Annotated in this window: 12 protein-coding genes, 1 tRNA gene and 1 pseudogene; all 14 read left to right on the top strand. The window is 39.0% G+C overall.

All coding sequences use genetic code 11. From position 1 onward, the window contains the following. Window positions 1-94: 94 nt before the first annotated feature. The 14 genes and pseudogenes from mfd to tilS all read left to right on the top strand — a co-directional run bounded on the left by mfd (window position 95) and on the right by tilS (window position 16,566). A complete protein-coding gene (gene mfd, locus JCM9152_RS14665; protein ID WP_035345801.1) occupies window positions 95-3,628 on the top strand; it encodes a transcription-repair coupling factor in 3,534 nt (1,177 codons plus the stop codon). Between the two features lie 155 nt (window positions 3,629-3,783). Then, the gene (gene spoVT / locus JCM9152_RS14670) at window positions 3,784-4,323 is read left to right on the top strand and encodes a stage V sporulation protein T (protein ID WP_035345803.1); all 540 of its coding nucleotides are present in this window, start codon (window positions 3,784-3,786) and stop codon (window positions 4,321-4,323) included. Between the two features lie 197 nt (window positions 4,324-4,520). After that, on the top strand, window positions 4,521-6,116 hold the full coding sequence (locus JCM9152_RS14675) for a polysaccharide biosynthesis protein (protein WP_035345805.1): 1,596 nt from the start codon (window positions 4,521-4,523) through the stop codon (window positions 6,114-6,116). 6 nt (window positions 6,117-6,122) lie between these two features. Next, complete coding sequence (gene yabN, locus JCM9152_RS14680; RefSeq protein WP_035345807.1) at window positions 6,123-7,589, top strand: bifunctional methyltransferase/pyrophosphohydrolase YabN; 1,467 nt, start codon at window positions 6,123-6,125, stop codon at window positions 7,587-7,589. Then, window positions 7,586-7,843 carry an RNA-binding S4 domain-containing protein gene (locus JCM9152_RS14685; protein WP_035345809.1) on the top strand — a complete coding sequence of 86 codons (258 nt, stop codon included), beginning with the start codon at window positions 7,586-7,588 and terminating at the stop codon, window positions 7,841-7,843. Before yabN ends, JCM9152_RS14685 begins: the two co-directional genes overlap by 4 nt. 147 nt (window positions 7,844-7,990) lie before the next feature. Beyond that, the gene (yabP, locus tag JCM9152_RS14690; RefSeq protein WP_035345811.1) at window positions 7,991-8,302 is read left to right on the top strand and encodes a sporulation protein YabP; all 312 of its coding nucleotides are present in this window, start codon (window positions 7,991-7,993) and stop codon (window positions 8,300-8,302) included. Beyond that, window positions 8,299-8,877, top strand: coding sequence for a spore cortex biosynthesis protein YabQ (yabQ, locus tag JCM9152_RS14695; RefSeq protein WP_035345813.1), 579 nt, complete (start codon window positions 8,299-8,301; stop codon window positions 8,875-8,877). The genes yabP and yabQ overlap by 4 nt, the downstream gene beginning before the upstream one ends. A gap of 19 nt (window positions 8,878-8,896) precedes the next feature. Continuing rightward, window positions 8,897-9,277, top strand: coding sequence for an FtsB family cell division protein (locus JCM9152_RS14700; RefSeq protein ID WP_035345815.1), 381 nt, complete (start codon window positions 8,897-8,899; stop codon window positions 9,275-9,277). 75 nt (window positions 9,278-9,352) lie between these two features. Continuing rightward, on the top strand, window positions 9,353-9,838 hold the full coding sequence (locus tag JCM9152_RS14705) for a S1 domain-containing RNA-binding protein (protein WP_035345817.1): 486 nt from the start codon (window positions 9,353-9,355) through the stop codon (window positions 9,836-9,838). A gap of 350 nt (window positions 9,839-10,188) precedes the next feature. Further along, window positions 10,189-10,262 (top strand) — tRNA-Met (locus tag JCM9152_RS14710). Window positions 10,263-10,673: 411 nt separating this feature from the next. Continuing rightward, window positions 10,674-13,128, top strand: a pseudogene (gene spoIIE, locus JCM9152_RS14715) (stage II sporulation protein E). Window positions 13,129-13,418: 290 nt separating this feature from the next. Next, a complete protein-coding gene (locus JCM9152_RS14720; RefSeq protein WP_035345819.1) occupies window positions 13,419-14,162 on the top strand; it encodes a VWA domain-containing protein in 744 nt (247 codons plus the stop codon). Continuing rightward, window positions 14,128-15,141 carry a serine/threonine protein kinase PrkT gene (gene prkT / locus JCM9152_RS14725; protein WP_035345850.1) on the top strand — a complete coding sequence of 338 codons (1,014 nt, stop codon included), beginning with the start codon at window positions 14,128-14,130 and terminating at the stop codon, window positions 15,139-15,141. The genes JCM9152_RS14720 and prkT overlap by 35 nt, the downstream gene beginning before the upstream one ends. A gap of 39 nt (window positions 15,142-15,180) precedes the next feature. Beyond that, a complete protein-coding gene (tilS, locus tag JCM9152_RS14730; RefSeq protein ID WP_052015985.1) occupies window positions 15,181-16,566 on the top strand; it encodes a tRNA lysidine(34) synthetase TilS in 1,386 nt (461 codons plus the stop codon). Window position 16,567: the final 1 nt, after the last annotated feature.

The raw sequence follows: 16,567 nt of genomic DNA on the forward strand, positions 1-16,567 counted from the left end.
AACTTTAGTTGTAGAGCACGAATACAAAAGAAATAGCATTCATACATATATTATCATGTTGAACGTGAGGTTAAGACATAACAGGGGGAGAAGCATGAAAGGATTGCAACAGTATTTTCGTACAAGTGAAGATATACAAACGATTGCTACAACAGTTAAATCGGGAATGAAGGAGCAGCTAATAACGGGACTAACAGGTTCATCTCGAGCGCTGTTTGCTTCGTCATTGTTTTTAGAAACATCACAGCCGCTGTTGATCGTCACACATAATTTATATCAAGCGCAGAAGCTATATGAGGACTTTATTGAATTTTTACATGAGGATCAAGTTTTGTTATATCCTGTAAATGAGCTAATTTCAGCCGAAATAGCCGTTGCTAGTCCTGAAATGAAAGCGCAACGCATTGAGGTGTTAAATAAGCTTGTACAATCATTTAATGGTGTGGTGATTGTCCCTATAGCTGGAATGAGAAGGCAGCTTCCTCCAAAGCATGTCTGGAAGCACCATCAGCTTGAATTGAAAGTGGGAACGGATATAGGTGATACGACAAAGCTGCTAGATCAGCTTATTACAATGGGTTTTCAAAGAGTGGATATGGTCGCCTCACCAGGTGAAGTGAGCGTCCGTGGAGGTATTATTGACCTGTATCCGCTTACAGTTACGAATCCGATTCGAATTGAATTATTTGATACAGAGATTGATTCGATTCGTAGCTTCCAAGTTGAAACACAACGTTCGGAGGAGGAAATGCAAAGTGTCCTCATTTCTCCGGTGCAGGAAGTGCTATTACGTCATGACGATTATAAGCGAGCAGAGGAGCGTTTAAAAAGTAGGCTTTCTAGTACGTTAACAAAAATTAAATCTAAGGAAGTAAAAGAAAAACTAACACAGCATATATCTTTTGAAGTCGGACAATTAAAACAGCAAACATCATTTCAAGGAATGTATAAATACATGTCTCTTTACTATGAGGAAGAGTATTCGCTTGTATCCTATTTACGAGAAGATACGTGTATTTTGTTTGATGAAATGTCACGAATTAAAGAAATGGCTGATCATTTAGACCAAGAGGAAGCGCAATGGAGTATGGCGTTATTAGAGCAAGGAGAGATGGTTCATGACGTTAGGATGTCTCTCCCTGTATTTGAAGAAATTAAACAAAAGCGTTTCTCATCTATCTATTTATCTTTATTTCTAAAGCATGTTCCTTCGACAAACCCGGAAAACATCATGTCTATTACATGTAAGTCGATGCAGGAGTTCCATGGGCAACTACCTTTATTAAAATCTGAAGTGGAGCGTTGGCTGAAACAAGATCAGGCGCTTGTCTTTTTAGCGAGTTCAACTGATCGAGCAAAGCGCCTAGTTTTACAGCTTGAAGAAGAAGGGATCGATAGTCAGCTTGTTGAAGATCAGACGAACTTAATCTCTGGTAAAGTTCACATGATGGTCGGTGCACTTCATAAAGGCTTCGAGTTATCAAAGAGCAAACTCGTTGTCATTACAGAGGAAGAGATTTTTGCGAAAAAAGCGGTCAAACGGCCACAGCGTAAGAATAAATTGTCAAATGCTGAACGTATAAAGAGTTATTCTGAATTAAAAGTGGGAGATTTGATTGTTCACACGAATCATGGGATCGGGAAATACTTAGGTGTAGAAACGTTAGAGATAAATGGTCTTCATAAAGATTACCTACATTTACGTTATGCTGGAAATGACAAGCTGTATGTACCAGTTGAACAAATTGACCAAGTGCAAAAATATGTTGGCTCAGAAGAAAAAGATCCGAAAATATACGCATTAGGTGGGAATGACTGGAAGAAAGTAAAGAAAAAAGTACAATCATCTGTAGAAGATATAGCTGATGATTTGATTAAATTGTATGCTGAGCGTGAGGCGAGTAAAGGCTTCGCTTTTTCAAAGGATACTGAGGAGCAAAGAACGTTTGAGTCATCGTTCCCTTATCAAGAAACGGAAGATCAAATTCGAGCAAGCGATGAAATTAAAGAGGATATGGAAAAAGGGCGTCCAATGGATCGTCTACTATGTGGAGATGTAGGTTACGGGAAGACTGAGGTAGCCATTCGTGCAGCATTTAAAGCGATCATGGATGAGAAGCAAGTAGCCATCTTAGTACCAACAACGATTCTAGCGCAACAGCACTATGAAACGATCAAGGAGCGTTTTGCTGATCATCCTATTAATATTGGTGTATTAAGTCGTTTTCGCTCTCGAAAGGAGCAAAATGAAACATTAAAAGGATTAAAGGCTGGTTCAATTGATTTAATTGTAGGTACTCACCGTTTGTTATCAAAAGATGTGGAATATAAGGACCTCGGCTTGCTTATTGTTGATGAAGAGCAACGATTTGGAGTCACGCACAAAGAAAAAATAAAAAAATTGAAGGCGAATATCGACGTATTGACGTTAACCGCGACACCTATTCCTCGTACGTTACATATGTCGATGTTAGGTGTTCGTGATCTATCTGTTATAGAAACACCACCAGAGAATCGATTTCCTGTACAGACATATGTCGTTGAATATAATGGAGCATTAATACGTGAAGCCATTGAGCGTGAGCTGTCACGTGGAGGTCAAGTTTACTTTTTATACAATCGGGTTGATGATATTGAGCGGATGACTGAGCAACTTTCGATGCTTGTTCCAGATGCGCGGATTAGCTATGCACATGGACAAATGAATGAAAGGGAGCTAGAGACGATTATGCTGGACTTCCTTGAAGGCAATAGTGATGTACTTGTAACGACGACGATTATTGAAACAGGTGTCGATATTCCAAATGTTAATACGCTTATCATCTATAATGCAGATAAGATGGGTTTATCTCAGTTGTATCAAATTCGTGGTCGAGTCGGTCGTTCTAATCGAGTTGCTTATGCGTACTTTACGTATCAACGTGATAAAGTTTTAACAGAAGTAGCAGAAAAACGGTTGCAAGCGATTAAGGAATTTACTGAGCTAGGTTCAGGATTTAAAATTGCGATGCGTGATTTGTCCATACGTGGTGCGGGAAATTTATTAGGAGCACAGCAACATGGGTTTATTGAATCAGTCGGATTTGATTTGTATTCACAAATGTTAAAAGAAGCCATTGATGAACGAAAAGGTGATAAACCGACAGAGAAGCCTTTTTCAGTGGAGTTAGATGTGAAAGTTGATGCTTATATTCCTGAAAGCTTTATTCAAGATGCCCAACAGAAGATCGAGATTTATAAACGATTTAAAGGGGCTAGTACGGTCGAAGATATTAGTGATTTACGTGATGAAATCTTTGATCGCTTTGGAGAATATCCCAAACAGGTTGATTTCCTGCTACGGTTAACGAAAATGAAGCTGATCGCAAATAAAATGCAAATTGAAAAGGTTTCCGAACAGAAGGACCAGATTGAAATTTTGTTATCTGAGGAAACGACTCAAACAATCGAAGGTGCCAAATTAATGGAGCTTATTCTTCCCATTGGAAGAGAGGTTAATATTGGTACGAGTAATCGACAAATCAAATGTACGATTAAGACAAAATCATTAACGGACGAGCAAATACTGGATCGAATGGAAAAAATAATCGACTCTATTCCAAGAGCTCAAAAAAACCTCACTACATAATGAACCACTTGGGAAATTTAGCTAAGTGGATAAAATGACTAATTGGTGAATAGTTCTTTTTTTACGAAAGATACTATAGCTAAGAAAAGAAATGGATATTTTTCTTACCACTTACCATCAAGTGAAAACATCATTAGAAAGTGAGGCAATAACGTATGAAAGCTACAGGTATCGTTCGTCGTATTGATGATTTAGGGCGGGTTGTTATTCCGAAAGAAATTAGGCGGACTCTTCGTATTCGTGAAGGTGACCCTTTGGAGATCTTTGTTGACCGTGATGGGGAAGTTATTTTAAAGAAATATTCACCAATATCGGAACTTGGCGATTTTGCGAAGGAGTATGCAGAAGCTCTCTATGATAGTTTGAATCATTTTGTATTAATTGCTGATCGAGATACTTTTATTGCTGTGGCGGGTGCACCGAAAAAGGAGTTCTTAAATAAAGCGGTTGGTCAGGTGATTGAAAAAGTAATCGATGGTCGAAAAACCGATCTTGTGACAACTCAAGGTGATTATAACATCGTCAGCGATCATCAGGATGATTTGAAGGGGTATGTGGCAACGCCAATTATCGCTAATGGCGATCCGATTGGTGCGGTTGTGATTTTTAGTCGCGACGAAGAGTTGGCAGGTGCGATGGAGCAGAAGTTGGCTGAAACTGCTGCTGGTTTCCTTGCTCGACAAATGGAGCAATAAGTAAGGAAGAGAGAATATTTTCTTGAACAGCCTGTTAAAGTCTTAATATTTCAATATTATATTCTCTATATGAAGGTCGTTACAATGTTTTTAATTGTAGCGACTTTTTTAGTTGGGATATTCCTTTATTTCCTTTGCCGTTTTGTTCAACTTTCAGTATGATAATACATAACGGAAAAAAGTGAGGAGAATGGCTAGTGCAGGAACAACAGCGAATGATGAAAGGGCTAGCCTTTGTATCAATAGCCGCATTAATAGCAAAAGTGTTAAGTGCGATTTATCGTGTGCCTTTTCAAAATTTAGCAGGGGATGTAGGCTTCTACGTTTACCAACAGATTTATCCATTATATGGGATAGCCATGGTGTTATCCATGTACGGGCTACCTGTCGCATTATCAAGAAAGAGAGTGGAGCTTCTTGAATTAGGTAGGAAGCAGGAAGCGAGACAATTAACGGCTTTATTTTTTTATAGTTTATTACTAATGGTTGTGCTCGTATGGTTATTCATTTATTTCAAAGCAGGAACCATTGCAACAATAATGGGAGATGAACAGTTAAAAGAACCTCTTCAAGCAATGAGCTTTATTTTATTTGTTATTCCTTTTTTAAGTGTTGGGCGCGGTTATGCACAAAGTGAAGGGGAGCTCATATCGACAGCTGTTTCACATATTGGTGAACAGTTGATTCGTGTGTCAGTCATTATCGGCGTTACAATATATTTTGTATACTATGGGTTCGATGCTTATCAAATTGGAGCAGGAGCAGCTTATGGTTCGTGGATAGGAGCGGGGTGTGGCGTCTTCTTGCTATTAATCATGACAAGAGGTCATTGGTTCAAACAAGTCTGGATTTTTCAGTTGCACTCTACTTCGTTTAAGCAGTTGTTGCCTACATGCCTTTCACTAGTAAAGCATAGCTTCTATATTTGTATAAGTGTTCTTGTCCTTATTTTGTTTCAGCTTGTTGATGCATTAACAATCATTCGTTTACTAGAGTCCTCGGGTATGGATTCATTAACAGCATATATTGAAAAAGCGGTCTATGATCGTGGACAGCCTCTTATTCAAGTAGGGGCTGTGTTAACGACTACATTTACATTAGCATTGGTTCCGATGATGACTAGGGCTGTTACAGCGGGAAAATTGAAAGAAGCGAAGCGCCACCAACAGACTGCTTTTCGGTTAACATTCTTAATAGCAGGAGCGGCAACGGTTGGCTTGTTCATCATTATGAACGAGACGAATCATATGTTATTTACAGATGAAAAGGGTTCAGATGTCCTTAGAGTATTAGCACTTGTCATTTTGTTGCAATCTCTATTTGTCACGATGTCGGCCATTTATCAAGGGTATTCCTTCTTACATTTACCCTTTATTGCCGTGCTTGTAGGACTTGCGATCAAGGTAGCTGGACAGTTTCTTTTTGTCACTCACTTTGGTGTAATGGGAGCGGCATGGTCAACCGTTATTGGGTTTGTCTGTATGTTCGTCTATTTAATGTATAATGGTTATAAAAAAGGGATTCTTTCGTTTGGTCGTATTCGTTCATATTGTACCATTCTTATTGTATTAATAGGGCTGGCGGTTAGTAGCTTAGCATTTAAGCAATGGCTTAATCTGTTTATACAAGAATCGAACCGCCTCTATGACACTCTTATAGCTGTTTCAACCTCGGTCGTTGGTATGGTGGTCGTTATGGTTACAATTAGCCTCCTGCCCGTATTTAGCAAAAGTGAGTGGGGGATGGTACCTGTGTTAAATAAAGTGAGAACAATCGTCATGAAAAGAAGGTGAAATAAGATGAAAAAAGTAACAGTCATTGGCTTAGGTTCAGGTGATCTTGAACAAATGCCATTAGGTATATATCGTTACATAGCTAAGCACAAAAAACTCCTTGTACGGACAAAGGATCATCCGGCGATCAAGGAGTTGGAAGCTGAAGGGATTGTCATTGAGTCGTTTGATCATTTATATGAAGAATATGATGATTTTGAAAGGGTTTATGAAGCGATTGTCGAACAATTAAAAGAAGAGAATGGTACAGAATTGATCTATGCTGTGCCAGGTCATCCATTTGTTGCAGAAAGAACGGTTCAATTATTAAAGGATGATCAAGACGTGACGCTACACGTATTAGGAGGACAAAGCTTTTTAGATGACATGTATACAGCGTTACAAATTGATCCAATTGAAGGCTGTCAGATTATTGACGGGACAAGCATGAATAGAGATGAGCTTGAGCTGACCCATCATATGATTATTGTACAAGTGTATGATTCATATATTGCTTCAGAAGTGAAGTTAACATTGATGGATCGCTTACCTGATGATTATAAGGTAACGATTGTGACGGCAGCTGGCTCTCGTAATCAAATCATTAAAACTGTACCTTTGTATGAGCTCGATCGTGATCTAGCTCTTTCTAATTTAACGGCTATCTATGTCCCCCCCGTTAAGAATGATCAGTTATTATATGGGGAATTTGTGACGTTGCGTCAAGTGATCACTAAGCTTCGTGGGCCTGGTGGCTGTCCGTGGGATCAGAAGCAGACTCATGCTTCATTAAAGAAATATTTATTAGAAGAAGCGTATGAAGTATTAGAAGCGATTGATCAAGAGGATGATGAACATTTAATCGAGGAATTAGGCGATGTCCTCTTGCAGGTCATGCTGCATGCCCAAATTGGTGAAGATGAAGGTTATTTTTCTATTGACGATGTTGTCCGTTCGCTAACAGAAAAGATGATACGGCGTCACCCTCATGTATTCGGTGATGTGAAGGTTAAGGGCAGTGAAGATGTGGTCATGAATTGGGATGCAATCAAGCAGCAAGAAAAGGGGCGGCAACAGCCTGTGGAGCTGCTATTAGATGCGATTCCAAAAGGAATTCCCGCTTTAATAGAGTCGAAGAAGCTTCAAAAGCAAGCGGCAAAGGTTGGCTTTGATTGGTCAGATGCTGCGCCGATTCTCGTCAAGCTACAAGAAGAAATTGGTGAATTTTTACAAGAAGTGAAGTACGAGCGTATGAATGAAATGACGAAAGAACTTGGAGATATGTTGTTTGTCGTAACGAACTTGGCTCGTTTTTATGAAATAGATGCCGAAGAAGCGTTATTAGGAGCTAATCAGAAATTTAGAAGGCGCTTTAATTATATTGATACGGTTACACGAGAACGGGGATTGGTCATGTCGAATCTGACGTTGGAGCAATTAGATGAAATTTGGGAAGAAGCAAAACAATTAGAGAAAGAAGGGGATGTAACATGAGACTCGATAAATTTCTTAAAGTATCTCGAATTATTAAAAGAAGAACATTAGCAAAAGAGGTTTGTGAGCAAGGGCGCATAACAATTAATGACCAAGTGGCAAAAGCCGGTTCGAATGTGAAGCCTGGAGATATACTTGTGATTCGTTTTGGACAAAAGCTCGTAACGGTTGAAGTTAATGATGTGAAAGATGTTGTTCGTAAGGAACAAGCAGGTATGCTGTATACAATTGTAAAGGAAGAGCCTGTATCGTAAGGTTGAGACGACCAAAAAAGTTAAAATCAATCTTTTCCAGTGCCTTTAAATGTAGGAGTGCGAATTTGTTTATCTGAGAGAGCTTGTTCTAAATAAAATTCTTTGTTCATACATTTCATTAAAGAAGTGAATGGAGGAGGAATGAGCATGGATAATCAATATGAACACGGTACTCCAATGGGGAGAAAAAGGGAAACCAATGATCACGATATTCGTTTAATTAGTAGGAAACAGCTAGATATTACCGGAGTGAAACAGGTAGAGAGCTTCGATAATGAGGAATTTTTACTTGAAACGGTTATGGGATTTCTATCAGTCCGTGGACAAAATTTGCACATGAAAAACCTAAATGTTGATCAAGGGATTGTGTCTATAGAGGGAAAGGTATATGATCTCGTTTATTTAGATCAAAGTCAGCAAGAGAAGTCTAAAGGATTGTTTGGGAAGTTATTCAAGTGAATGTTACCATTCAATTTTATACAATCCTATCCATGATTGGTATGGGTCTTTATATTGGAGCGGCTATTGATACGTACCATCGTCTCCTTAAGAATAGGACGACATATTATTGGCTTTTTGCTTTAAATGATGTTTTATTTTGGTTCATTCAGGCATGTATCGTATTTTATGTTCTCTTACATGTGAATAATGGTGAAGTGCGTTTTGTGATGTTTGTTGCCCTTTTTTGTGGTTATGCAGCGTATCAAGCTCTTTTCCAACGAATTTACCAAAGTTGTTTAGAGTATTTGATTCAAAAGATCCTATCCATATATCGAATGATCGTTCGATTATTTGTTATTCTTCTTATAAACCCTACTAAGTATCTATTGAAAGTAGCCTATTCATTGTGTATGATGGTATTATCGATAGTCTTGACGATTTTGCATGGATTGTGGAAATGTATTTGGAAAGTAGGCTATTTATTAAGTATTCCGCTATTTAAATGGACAGGTCTTCGATCTCTTTTTGAAAAATGGCTGCCTTTTTTGAAAAGAATAAAAGGATTTTTGCTATTTAAGAAGAAAAAAGATTAATATAAGGGAGGGAATTATCATGGTCACTAACCGAATGTCAAGAGTAAGAGAATTAGACAATCAGTATATTCAGCAAAAAGAGCGTGAATTGGAACTAGCCACAAAGAAACGTCGTGGTCTCATTCGACGTTTAACGGTTATCGGAATAGCAACGGTTGTATTACTAGGCTTTGGTGGTGTGACCATTTCCTCTCAACTTGCAGTAGTAGATGAAAAAAGGCAGGAGAAAGCAGAGCTAGAAGTTTTTCTAGCTGAGCTTAAGCAAGAAGAAGATCGTTTGCATGTAGATGTGGAAAATTACCAAGATGTTTATTACATAGCTGAAATTGCTAGGCGTGATTACTTCTTGACCATGCCAGGTGAAACGTTGTTTAAAATACCTAACATACCAATAGATTGACACATTTTTTTCGATTCGAGTATAATGTAAACAAACGAATATTTTTAAGATTTCTTAAGGAGGATCTATTTTTTCATGTCAATCGAAGCAGGCAGCAAGTTAGAAGGCAAGGTTACGGGGATTACACATTTTGGAGCTTTTGTAGAGCTTCCAGGTGGTTCAACGGGTCTTGTTCATATTAGCGAAGTCGCTGATAACTATGTTAAGGACATTAATGAGTTTTTAAAGGTTGGAGATGAAGTAACAGTTAAGGTTGTGAACGTTGAGAAGGATGGGAAGATTGGTTTATCAATTCGTAAAGCTCAGGATCGTCCTGAACGGTCAGAACGTCCTGAACGACCAGCCAACTCAGAACGTCCAAATCGTCCTTATCAGCAAAGGTCGAATCGCCCACAAGGTGGTAGCCGTGGGGGAGGTCAACGACAAAACCAATCACGACCGTCTACATTGTCTTTTGAAGATAAAATGAGTCGTTTCTTGAAAGATAGTGAAGAGCGCATTTCTACCTTAAAACGTCAAACGGAATCTAAGCGTGGAGGTCGAGGCGCACGAAGAGGATAACTTGCTGCTATAGCTCATGATAAATCAACACCGAGGTATTTGTCCCTCGGTGTTTTTGGTTACTCTTATAGAGTTAGATTTTCACCGAATCGACTTTTTCAGTATCTTTCATTTGATTAGCAATGGCTTCATTCGTTGCTCGCTTGATACGAGAAACTCATTCAAGTTTTCCAATACAGGCAACGGTTTCGCTCAATCATCGCTTAAAGGGCACCGAAAAAGTTGAAACTCAAACTTTTTTAGTCCCTCTGGCTTTTCCTTTTTTGAATGACCTCTGTCATAAATCATGTTGACTTAGAGAAATGAATATAGTATATTATTACTTGTCGTGATTAAGAAACATGAAATATGGCGGTGTAGCTCAGCTGGCTAGAGCGTACGGTTCATACCCGTGAGGTCGGGGGTTCGATCCCCTCCGCCGCTACTAAAGTAAAAGCTATCTCAATTTCTGAGATAGTCAAACCGTAGAAAAACGCCTTTGAGAAATAATTCTCAAAGGCGTTTTTTCGTGCATCGCTGTGTATTTGTTTGGTTTCACATTTATTAAAATATTTTTGTCTCAGTCTCATGAGACGCATGCAAAAAAATATACCTCTTATTTTTAATCTCGCCTGTTTTTCTTTCCCCATCATGTTCAATAATCTCCTATATTTGGAGGATTTCTTTGCTGATGAAAGCAGTAGTTTTGGTATGTGTACCTATTTTAGCCGAAAAGAGTCGAACACTTTTTGTGTATTGAGTCTCCATTTTGACAAAAACTGTGCATCACAATCGATATAATGAAACCACGATTTTAAAAGAGGTGGTGGAAGTAAGAATGAGAAAAGAAGCGGTGATGGAACAAGCCTGGATACATGGAGGACATATTTTTAGACAAATTAAAATGTGGATGAGATCTTTATTTTTCCAGTATGGATTACTTATTGCAGTAGTAGGTTTTTTGCTTGGGAGAGCAATGATCTTAGCAGAATTGGCCCCATTTGCACTTCCTTACTTGGCAGCCATTTACATTTTAAAGAAGGAACGTGTTGCAATAGCGGCTATTTCGCTCGTATTAGGAGCATTATCAAGTTACCATGGACAAGCTCTCTTTATCGTTATTGCTATATTCACCTATGTGATTATTTATAAGCTCACCACTCGCTTTGTGACTGACTCGGTTAAGTCTTTGCCTTATATGGTATTTGGTGCAAGTATACTAACGAGAGTAGGAATGGTCTTTTTAGTTGAAGGGGCCGTCAGTCAATATGTATGGATGATGTCCACAGTAGAGGCGGGATTAAGCTTTATTTTGACTATGATCTTTATGCAAAGTGTGCCGTTAATTACACAGAGGCGATTTCAGCAGCCGCTAAGAAATGAAGAGATTGTATGCTTAATTATCCTATTAGCATCTATTATGACAGGGATCGGTGGGCTGGGCCTTTTATGATGTGACAGTTGAGCACGTGTTGGCGAGGTATCTTGTGTTAGTCTTTGCTTTTGTTGGCGGAGCTGCAATTGGTTCGACAGTTGGAGTTGTGACCGGGTTGATTTTAAGCTTAGCGAGTGTGGCTAGCTTGTATCAGATGAGTTTACTGGCTTTTGCAGGTTTGTTAGGTGGTCTGTTAAAAGAAGGGAAGCGTGTGGGTGTCGGACTCGGTTTACTTGTAGGGACATTATTAATTGGTCTTTATGGTGATGGTGGATCTGCGTTGTCTGTGACACTACTAGAATCGTTGTTTGCCATATTGGTTTTCTTTTTAACACCTAAAGGATTTGTCTACTATCTTGCTCGTTATATTCCGGGAACGGCAGAATATTCAAAGGAACAGCAGCAGTATTTACGGAAAATAAGAGACATTACAGCAGGGCGTGTTGAGCAATTTTCAACGTTATTCCAAACATTATCGAATAGCTTTCAAGCGTCTGATCGCGTTTCAACTGAAGAAGATGAAGAAAGAGAAATGGATTATTTATTAAGTAATGTAACAGAGAAAACGTGCCAAACGTGCTTTAAAAAAGAGAGGTGCTGGGTAAAGAATTTTTCAAAGACATATGATTCTATGCAACGAATGATGGTTGAGATGGAGCATCAAGGAGAGATAAAAGACCAAGTGCTAATGGCTGAATGGAAGAGACATTGTATTAAGCCAGACAAAGTGATTCATGCGATTGACCAAGAACAACAACAATTTCAAGCAAATCAAAAGTTAAAGAAGCAAGTGATGGAAAGTAGAAAGCTCGTTGCTGATCAATTGTTAGGCGTATCACGAGTGATGGGCGATTTTGCTAAAGAAATTCAACGGGAAAAGGAAGCATACTATTATCAAGAGGAACAGATGGTTGATGCGTTACGAACAGTCGGTATGGAGGTAGGTCATATAGATATATTTAGTTTGGAAAAAGGTCATACAGAAATTGAAATGAGTGTTGCTTATCAAGGGGAGGGGCATTGTGAGAAGATAATTGCTCCAATGATTTCTGATTTGTTAAAGGAAACGATTATTGTGAAAAAAGAGGAGAGTGGTTTCTATCCTAATGGCTACAGTCATGTTTCGTTTGCATCGGCTAAACAGTTTATCGTCAATACAGGTGTTTCTCATGTTGCTAAAGGTGGTGCGTGGGTGTCGGGTGATAGTTATTCGACCATTGAGCTCGATACAGGAAAATATGCCATTGCCATTAGTGATGGGATGGGGAATGGTGAACGTGCCCATTTGGAAAGTAATGAAACATTACAATTATTACAGAAAGTATTGCAATCAGGAATAGAGGAAACGGTAGCCATTAAATCGGTTAATTCGGTTTTGTCGCTACGGACAACAGATGAAGTCTTTTCTACATTAGATTTGGCAATGATTGATTTGCAAAATGCACAAACACGTTTTTTGAAAATTGGTTCGATTCCTAGCTTTATTAAACGAGGCGATCGAATTATAAAAATAGAGGCAAGTAATTTACCAATGGGTGTGTTTCAGGAATTTGATGTGGATGTTGTTAATGAGCAGCTTAAGCCAGGAGATCTCCTTATTATGATGAGTGATGGTATTTACGACGCTCCAAAGCAAATTGAAAATAAGGAAATGTGGATGAAGCGCATGATTACTGAATTAAATACAGATAACCCTCAAGATATTGCTGATTTAATACTGGAGCGGATTATTAGGCAAGGACAAGGAGATATTGAGGATGATATGACGGTCATTGTGGCCAAGGTAGAGCAAAATACTCCGAAATGGTCCGCGATTCCTTTGTATAAATCACCACATCTTTTTAGGAAACAAACACAGAAGGCTGCATTTTCTTAAAAGATTAGTCAAGTAGAGTATAAATGGATTCGCAGGATAAAAATTTATAGAATTTGAGGAAAAACATGTGGGAAAAGCATAGAGGGTGTTGGCCAACTTAAAGGAGAGCGTTACACGTTTTTCTGAAAGAACCCCACTTTCAGAAAAACGGAGAACCGCTGCAACGGCTCCGCGCGCCGCTTATCAGAAAAAAAGCAGAGCGTTTTTTCTTAGGACATTATCTATTTTTACGTATAAAACCTTTTAAGCTAGTGAATGCTGTTACCATTCAATGCTTGGAGGGGATTTAAGTGAATAAGGGAACGTTAAGGCAAATTCTATTGTTGACAGATGGACATTCAAATCATGGTGAAGATCCGATTGCGATTGCAGCGCTAGCAAAAGAGCAAGGTATTACAGTAAATGTCGTTGGAATTGTTGATGATAATCACTTAAGTGAAAAAGGAATAGAGGAAATTGAAGCAATAGCGATGGCTGGTAATGGAGTCAGTCAAATCGTTTATGCTAAACAATTACCTCAAACGGTTCAAATGGTTACGCGAAAAGCGATGACGCAAACGATTCATGGAGTGGTGAATAAGGAGCTTTCGCAAATATTGGGAGATCATACGGAAATGGAAGATTTGCCGCCGAACAAACGTGGTGAGGTAATGGAAGTAGTTGATGAGCTTGGTGAAACCATGAGTCTTGAAGTTCTTCTATTAGTTGATACGAGCGCTAGTATGAAAAATAAACTCCCAATGGTACAAGAAGCGTTAACAGATCTATCGATTAGTTTAACGTCAAGAATGGGAGCTAATCGCTTCTCTTTATATGCTTTCCCTGGGAAGCGAAAAAATATCGATAAACTATTAGATTGGTCACCAAAACTCCAATCGTTAACAAGCCTTTTTCAAAAGCTGTCTTCGGGAGGGATTACTCCTACAGGACCAGCATTAAAGGAAGCACTGCATAAATTCTCAAAGGCAGAATCAAGAAGGGGTTTGATCGCTGGTGAAGATGAAGAGCAGCTATTCAAAGAATCAGGGATGTAGACTTGCTGTCGGTGAAAAATTTCTCGGGAAATGGCACAAAAATCCGTATCGAGTAATTCGAAAGCTAGGAGAAGGAGCAAATGGGACGGTTTATTTAGCTGAGTCAAAGCAGGGGCAAGTGGCACTAAAGGTTGGGCTTGACCAAATGTCGATAACATCAGAGGTGAATGTATTAAAACATTTTTCGAAGGTTCAAAGCCAAATGCTTGGACCTTCTTTGTTTGATGTCGATGATCTTACTCATGGGAATAAAACATTTCCGTTTTATGTAATGGAATATTTAAAGGGACCTTGTTTGCTAGACTTTATGAGTGCTAGAGGGGTGGAATGGCTCGGTCTCTTAATGGTGCAGCTGTTAGGTGATTTAGAAAGGCTGCATCGTTCAGGCTGGGTGTTTGGTGATTTGAAGCCAGATAATATGATTGTAGTTGGCCCACCAGCTAGAATTCGTTTGTTGGACGTTGGTGGAACGACGTTAATAGGTCGTTCAATCAAAGAATTCACGGAATTTTATGATCGTGGTTATTGGGGATTAGGAACGAGAAAGGCAGAGTCTAGCTATGATTTGTTTGCTGTTGCTATGATCATGATTAATTGTGTTTACCCAAAAAGGTTCGAAAAACAAGGGGAAAAGCCACTCGTATTTTTGAAACGTCAAATAGAACGGAAACCGATTCTATCTCCTTTTAAGCACGTTTTGTTAAAGGCGCTACAAGGGAAATATGATGATGCACAGCTAATGAAAAACGATATGCTAAAGGCGTTGTCGAAAGGACTAGAAGTTAAGGCGCCCCCCAAGTCTCAAACTTCATCGCAGCAAATGAAGAGATCTAGAAAGAAGAGCTCGTCCTCATCTTATGCTAAGGAAAGCAAGAGTCGCCGACGAGAAAAAAAGCAGGGGTATTTTGTGGAAATCTTTTTGCTTTCCTCTTTCCTTCTATTACTATATATCCTATACTTATTTGGACAAATGATGTAATGAATTTTACACTGCGTATTGGAAGAGGTGAAGTTGGGGATGGAAGCAGCAGTTTTGTCGTTTATTTCTAAGCACAATCTATTAAGGCCGAAGCAAACGGTTTTAGTTGCTGTTTCAGGTGGCCCGGACTCGATGGCACTTCTTCATTTGCTTTGGTCAAATCGCACAGCTTTAAATATTTCCGTTTGTGCCTGCCATGTCCATCACCAGCTTAGAGGGAAAGAAGCTGATGATGATGAGGTTTATATTCAACAATTTTGCCAAGAAAAATCGATTCCACTTTTTGTGGAAAAAGTCGATGTGAAGAGCTATGCTACCAATCATCGGGTGAGTACCCAGGTAGCAGCACGGCAATTACGTTATCAATGGTTTAGTGAACTAGCTCATGAAATGGAGAATAGCGTCGTTGCGACAGGGCATCATGGAGATGATCAAATGGAAACGATGATGATGAAAATCGTGAGTGGAAGCTATGCCTTGAAGCCTTACGGGATTTTACCGAAACGAACCATTGAGAAAATAAAAGTGATTCGTCCGTTTCTTGGAATAACAAAGGGTGAAATTGAGCATTATTGTAATAAAGCCTGTATTGAACCGAGAAGAGATTCTAGTAACAAATCAAGAACGTATACGAGGAATCGGTTTAGAGAGGATCTCTTGCCACATATGAAACGGGAAAATCAAAAGGTTCATATCCATATGCAGCGCCAAAGCGAATGGGCTTATGAAGATGAGCGGTTTTTAATGCAGTTAGCCGAAGATAAGCTGTCTTCTATTATTGTTCAAAAGAATGAACAAATCGTTACAATTTCTCGTAGTTCTTTTGTTGTTGAGAACATGCCTTTACAAAGGAGAATGATTCATCTAATATTAAATTATCTCTACGGGAAATATTCTCCAACGGTTACCTCTATACATATTGAGCAAGTGATTCACATGATACAACGTGAACAACCTAGTGGAGAGCATTATTTACCCCATTCTTTTTTATTTCAACGCGACTATAACAATTGCCATTTTATGAAGGAGCCAATGAATAAACAGCTTAATCAATCATATATTCTATCTGTACCAGGTTTTGTACAGGTAGCCGATTGGTCCTTACATGCACGAATAACGGATAAGCATGATCATGAATCTGCCGATGAAATGGTAGTGGATTATGATGAAGTGACACTTCCGTTGTCGGTTCGTCACCGTCTTCCGAATGATCGGATGTATTGTCGTGGGATGAACGGGACAAAGAAAATAGCGCGTTTGTTTATTGACCGAAAAATTCCTAAGCAAGAAAGAGACAGGTGGCCGATTGTCATAGATGGAGCTGGCCGGATTTTATGGGTCCCTCTTTTGCATCGGTCAATGGTTGCTAATGTCCATTCTATGACGAAAAAGCGTCTTGTTTTATCATGTAATTATGAGAACTAAC

It is taken from the genome of Halalkalibacter hemicellulosilyticusJCM 9152 (assembly GCF_000513115.1).
GTDB lineage: Bacteria > Bacillota > Bacilli > Bacillales > Bacillaceae_D > Halalkalibacter > Halalkalibacter hemicellulosilyticus.

Coding starts and splice junctions, on each gene's coding strand:
- spoVT (WP_035345803.1), top strand. CDS start 3,784: ATGAAAGCTACAGGTATCGTTCGTCGTATTGATGATTTAGGGCGGGTT.
- mfd (WP_035345801.1), top strand. CDS start 95: ATGAAAGGATTGCAACAGTATTTTCGTACAAGTGAAGATATACAAACG.
- JCM9152_RS14700 (WP_035345815.1), top strand. CDS start 8,897: ATGGTCACTAACCGAATGTCAAGAGTAAGAGAATTAGACAATCAGTAT.
- yabN (WP_035345807.1), top strand. CDS start 6,123: ATGAAAAAAGTAACAGTCATTGGCTTAGGTTCAGGTGATCTTGAACAA.
- JCM9152_RS14685 (WP_035345809.1), top strand. CDS start 7,586: ATGAGACTCGATAAATTTCTTAAAGTATCTCGAATTATTAAAAGAAGA.
- prkT (WP_035345850.1), top strand. CDS start 14,128: ATGAAGAGCAGCTATTCAAAGAATCAGGGATGTAGACTTGCTGTCGGT.
- tilS (WP_052015985.1), top strand. CDS start 15,181: ATGGAAGCAGCAGTTTTGTCGTTTATTTCTAAGCACAATCTATTAAGG.
- yabP (WP_035345811.1), top strand. CDS start 7,991: ATGGATAATCAATATGAACACGGTACTCCAATGGGGAGAAAAAGGGAA.
- JCM9152_RS14705 (WP_035345817.1), top strand. CDS start 9,353: ATGTCAATCGAAGCAGGCAGCAAGTTAGAAGGCAAGGTTACGGGGATT.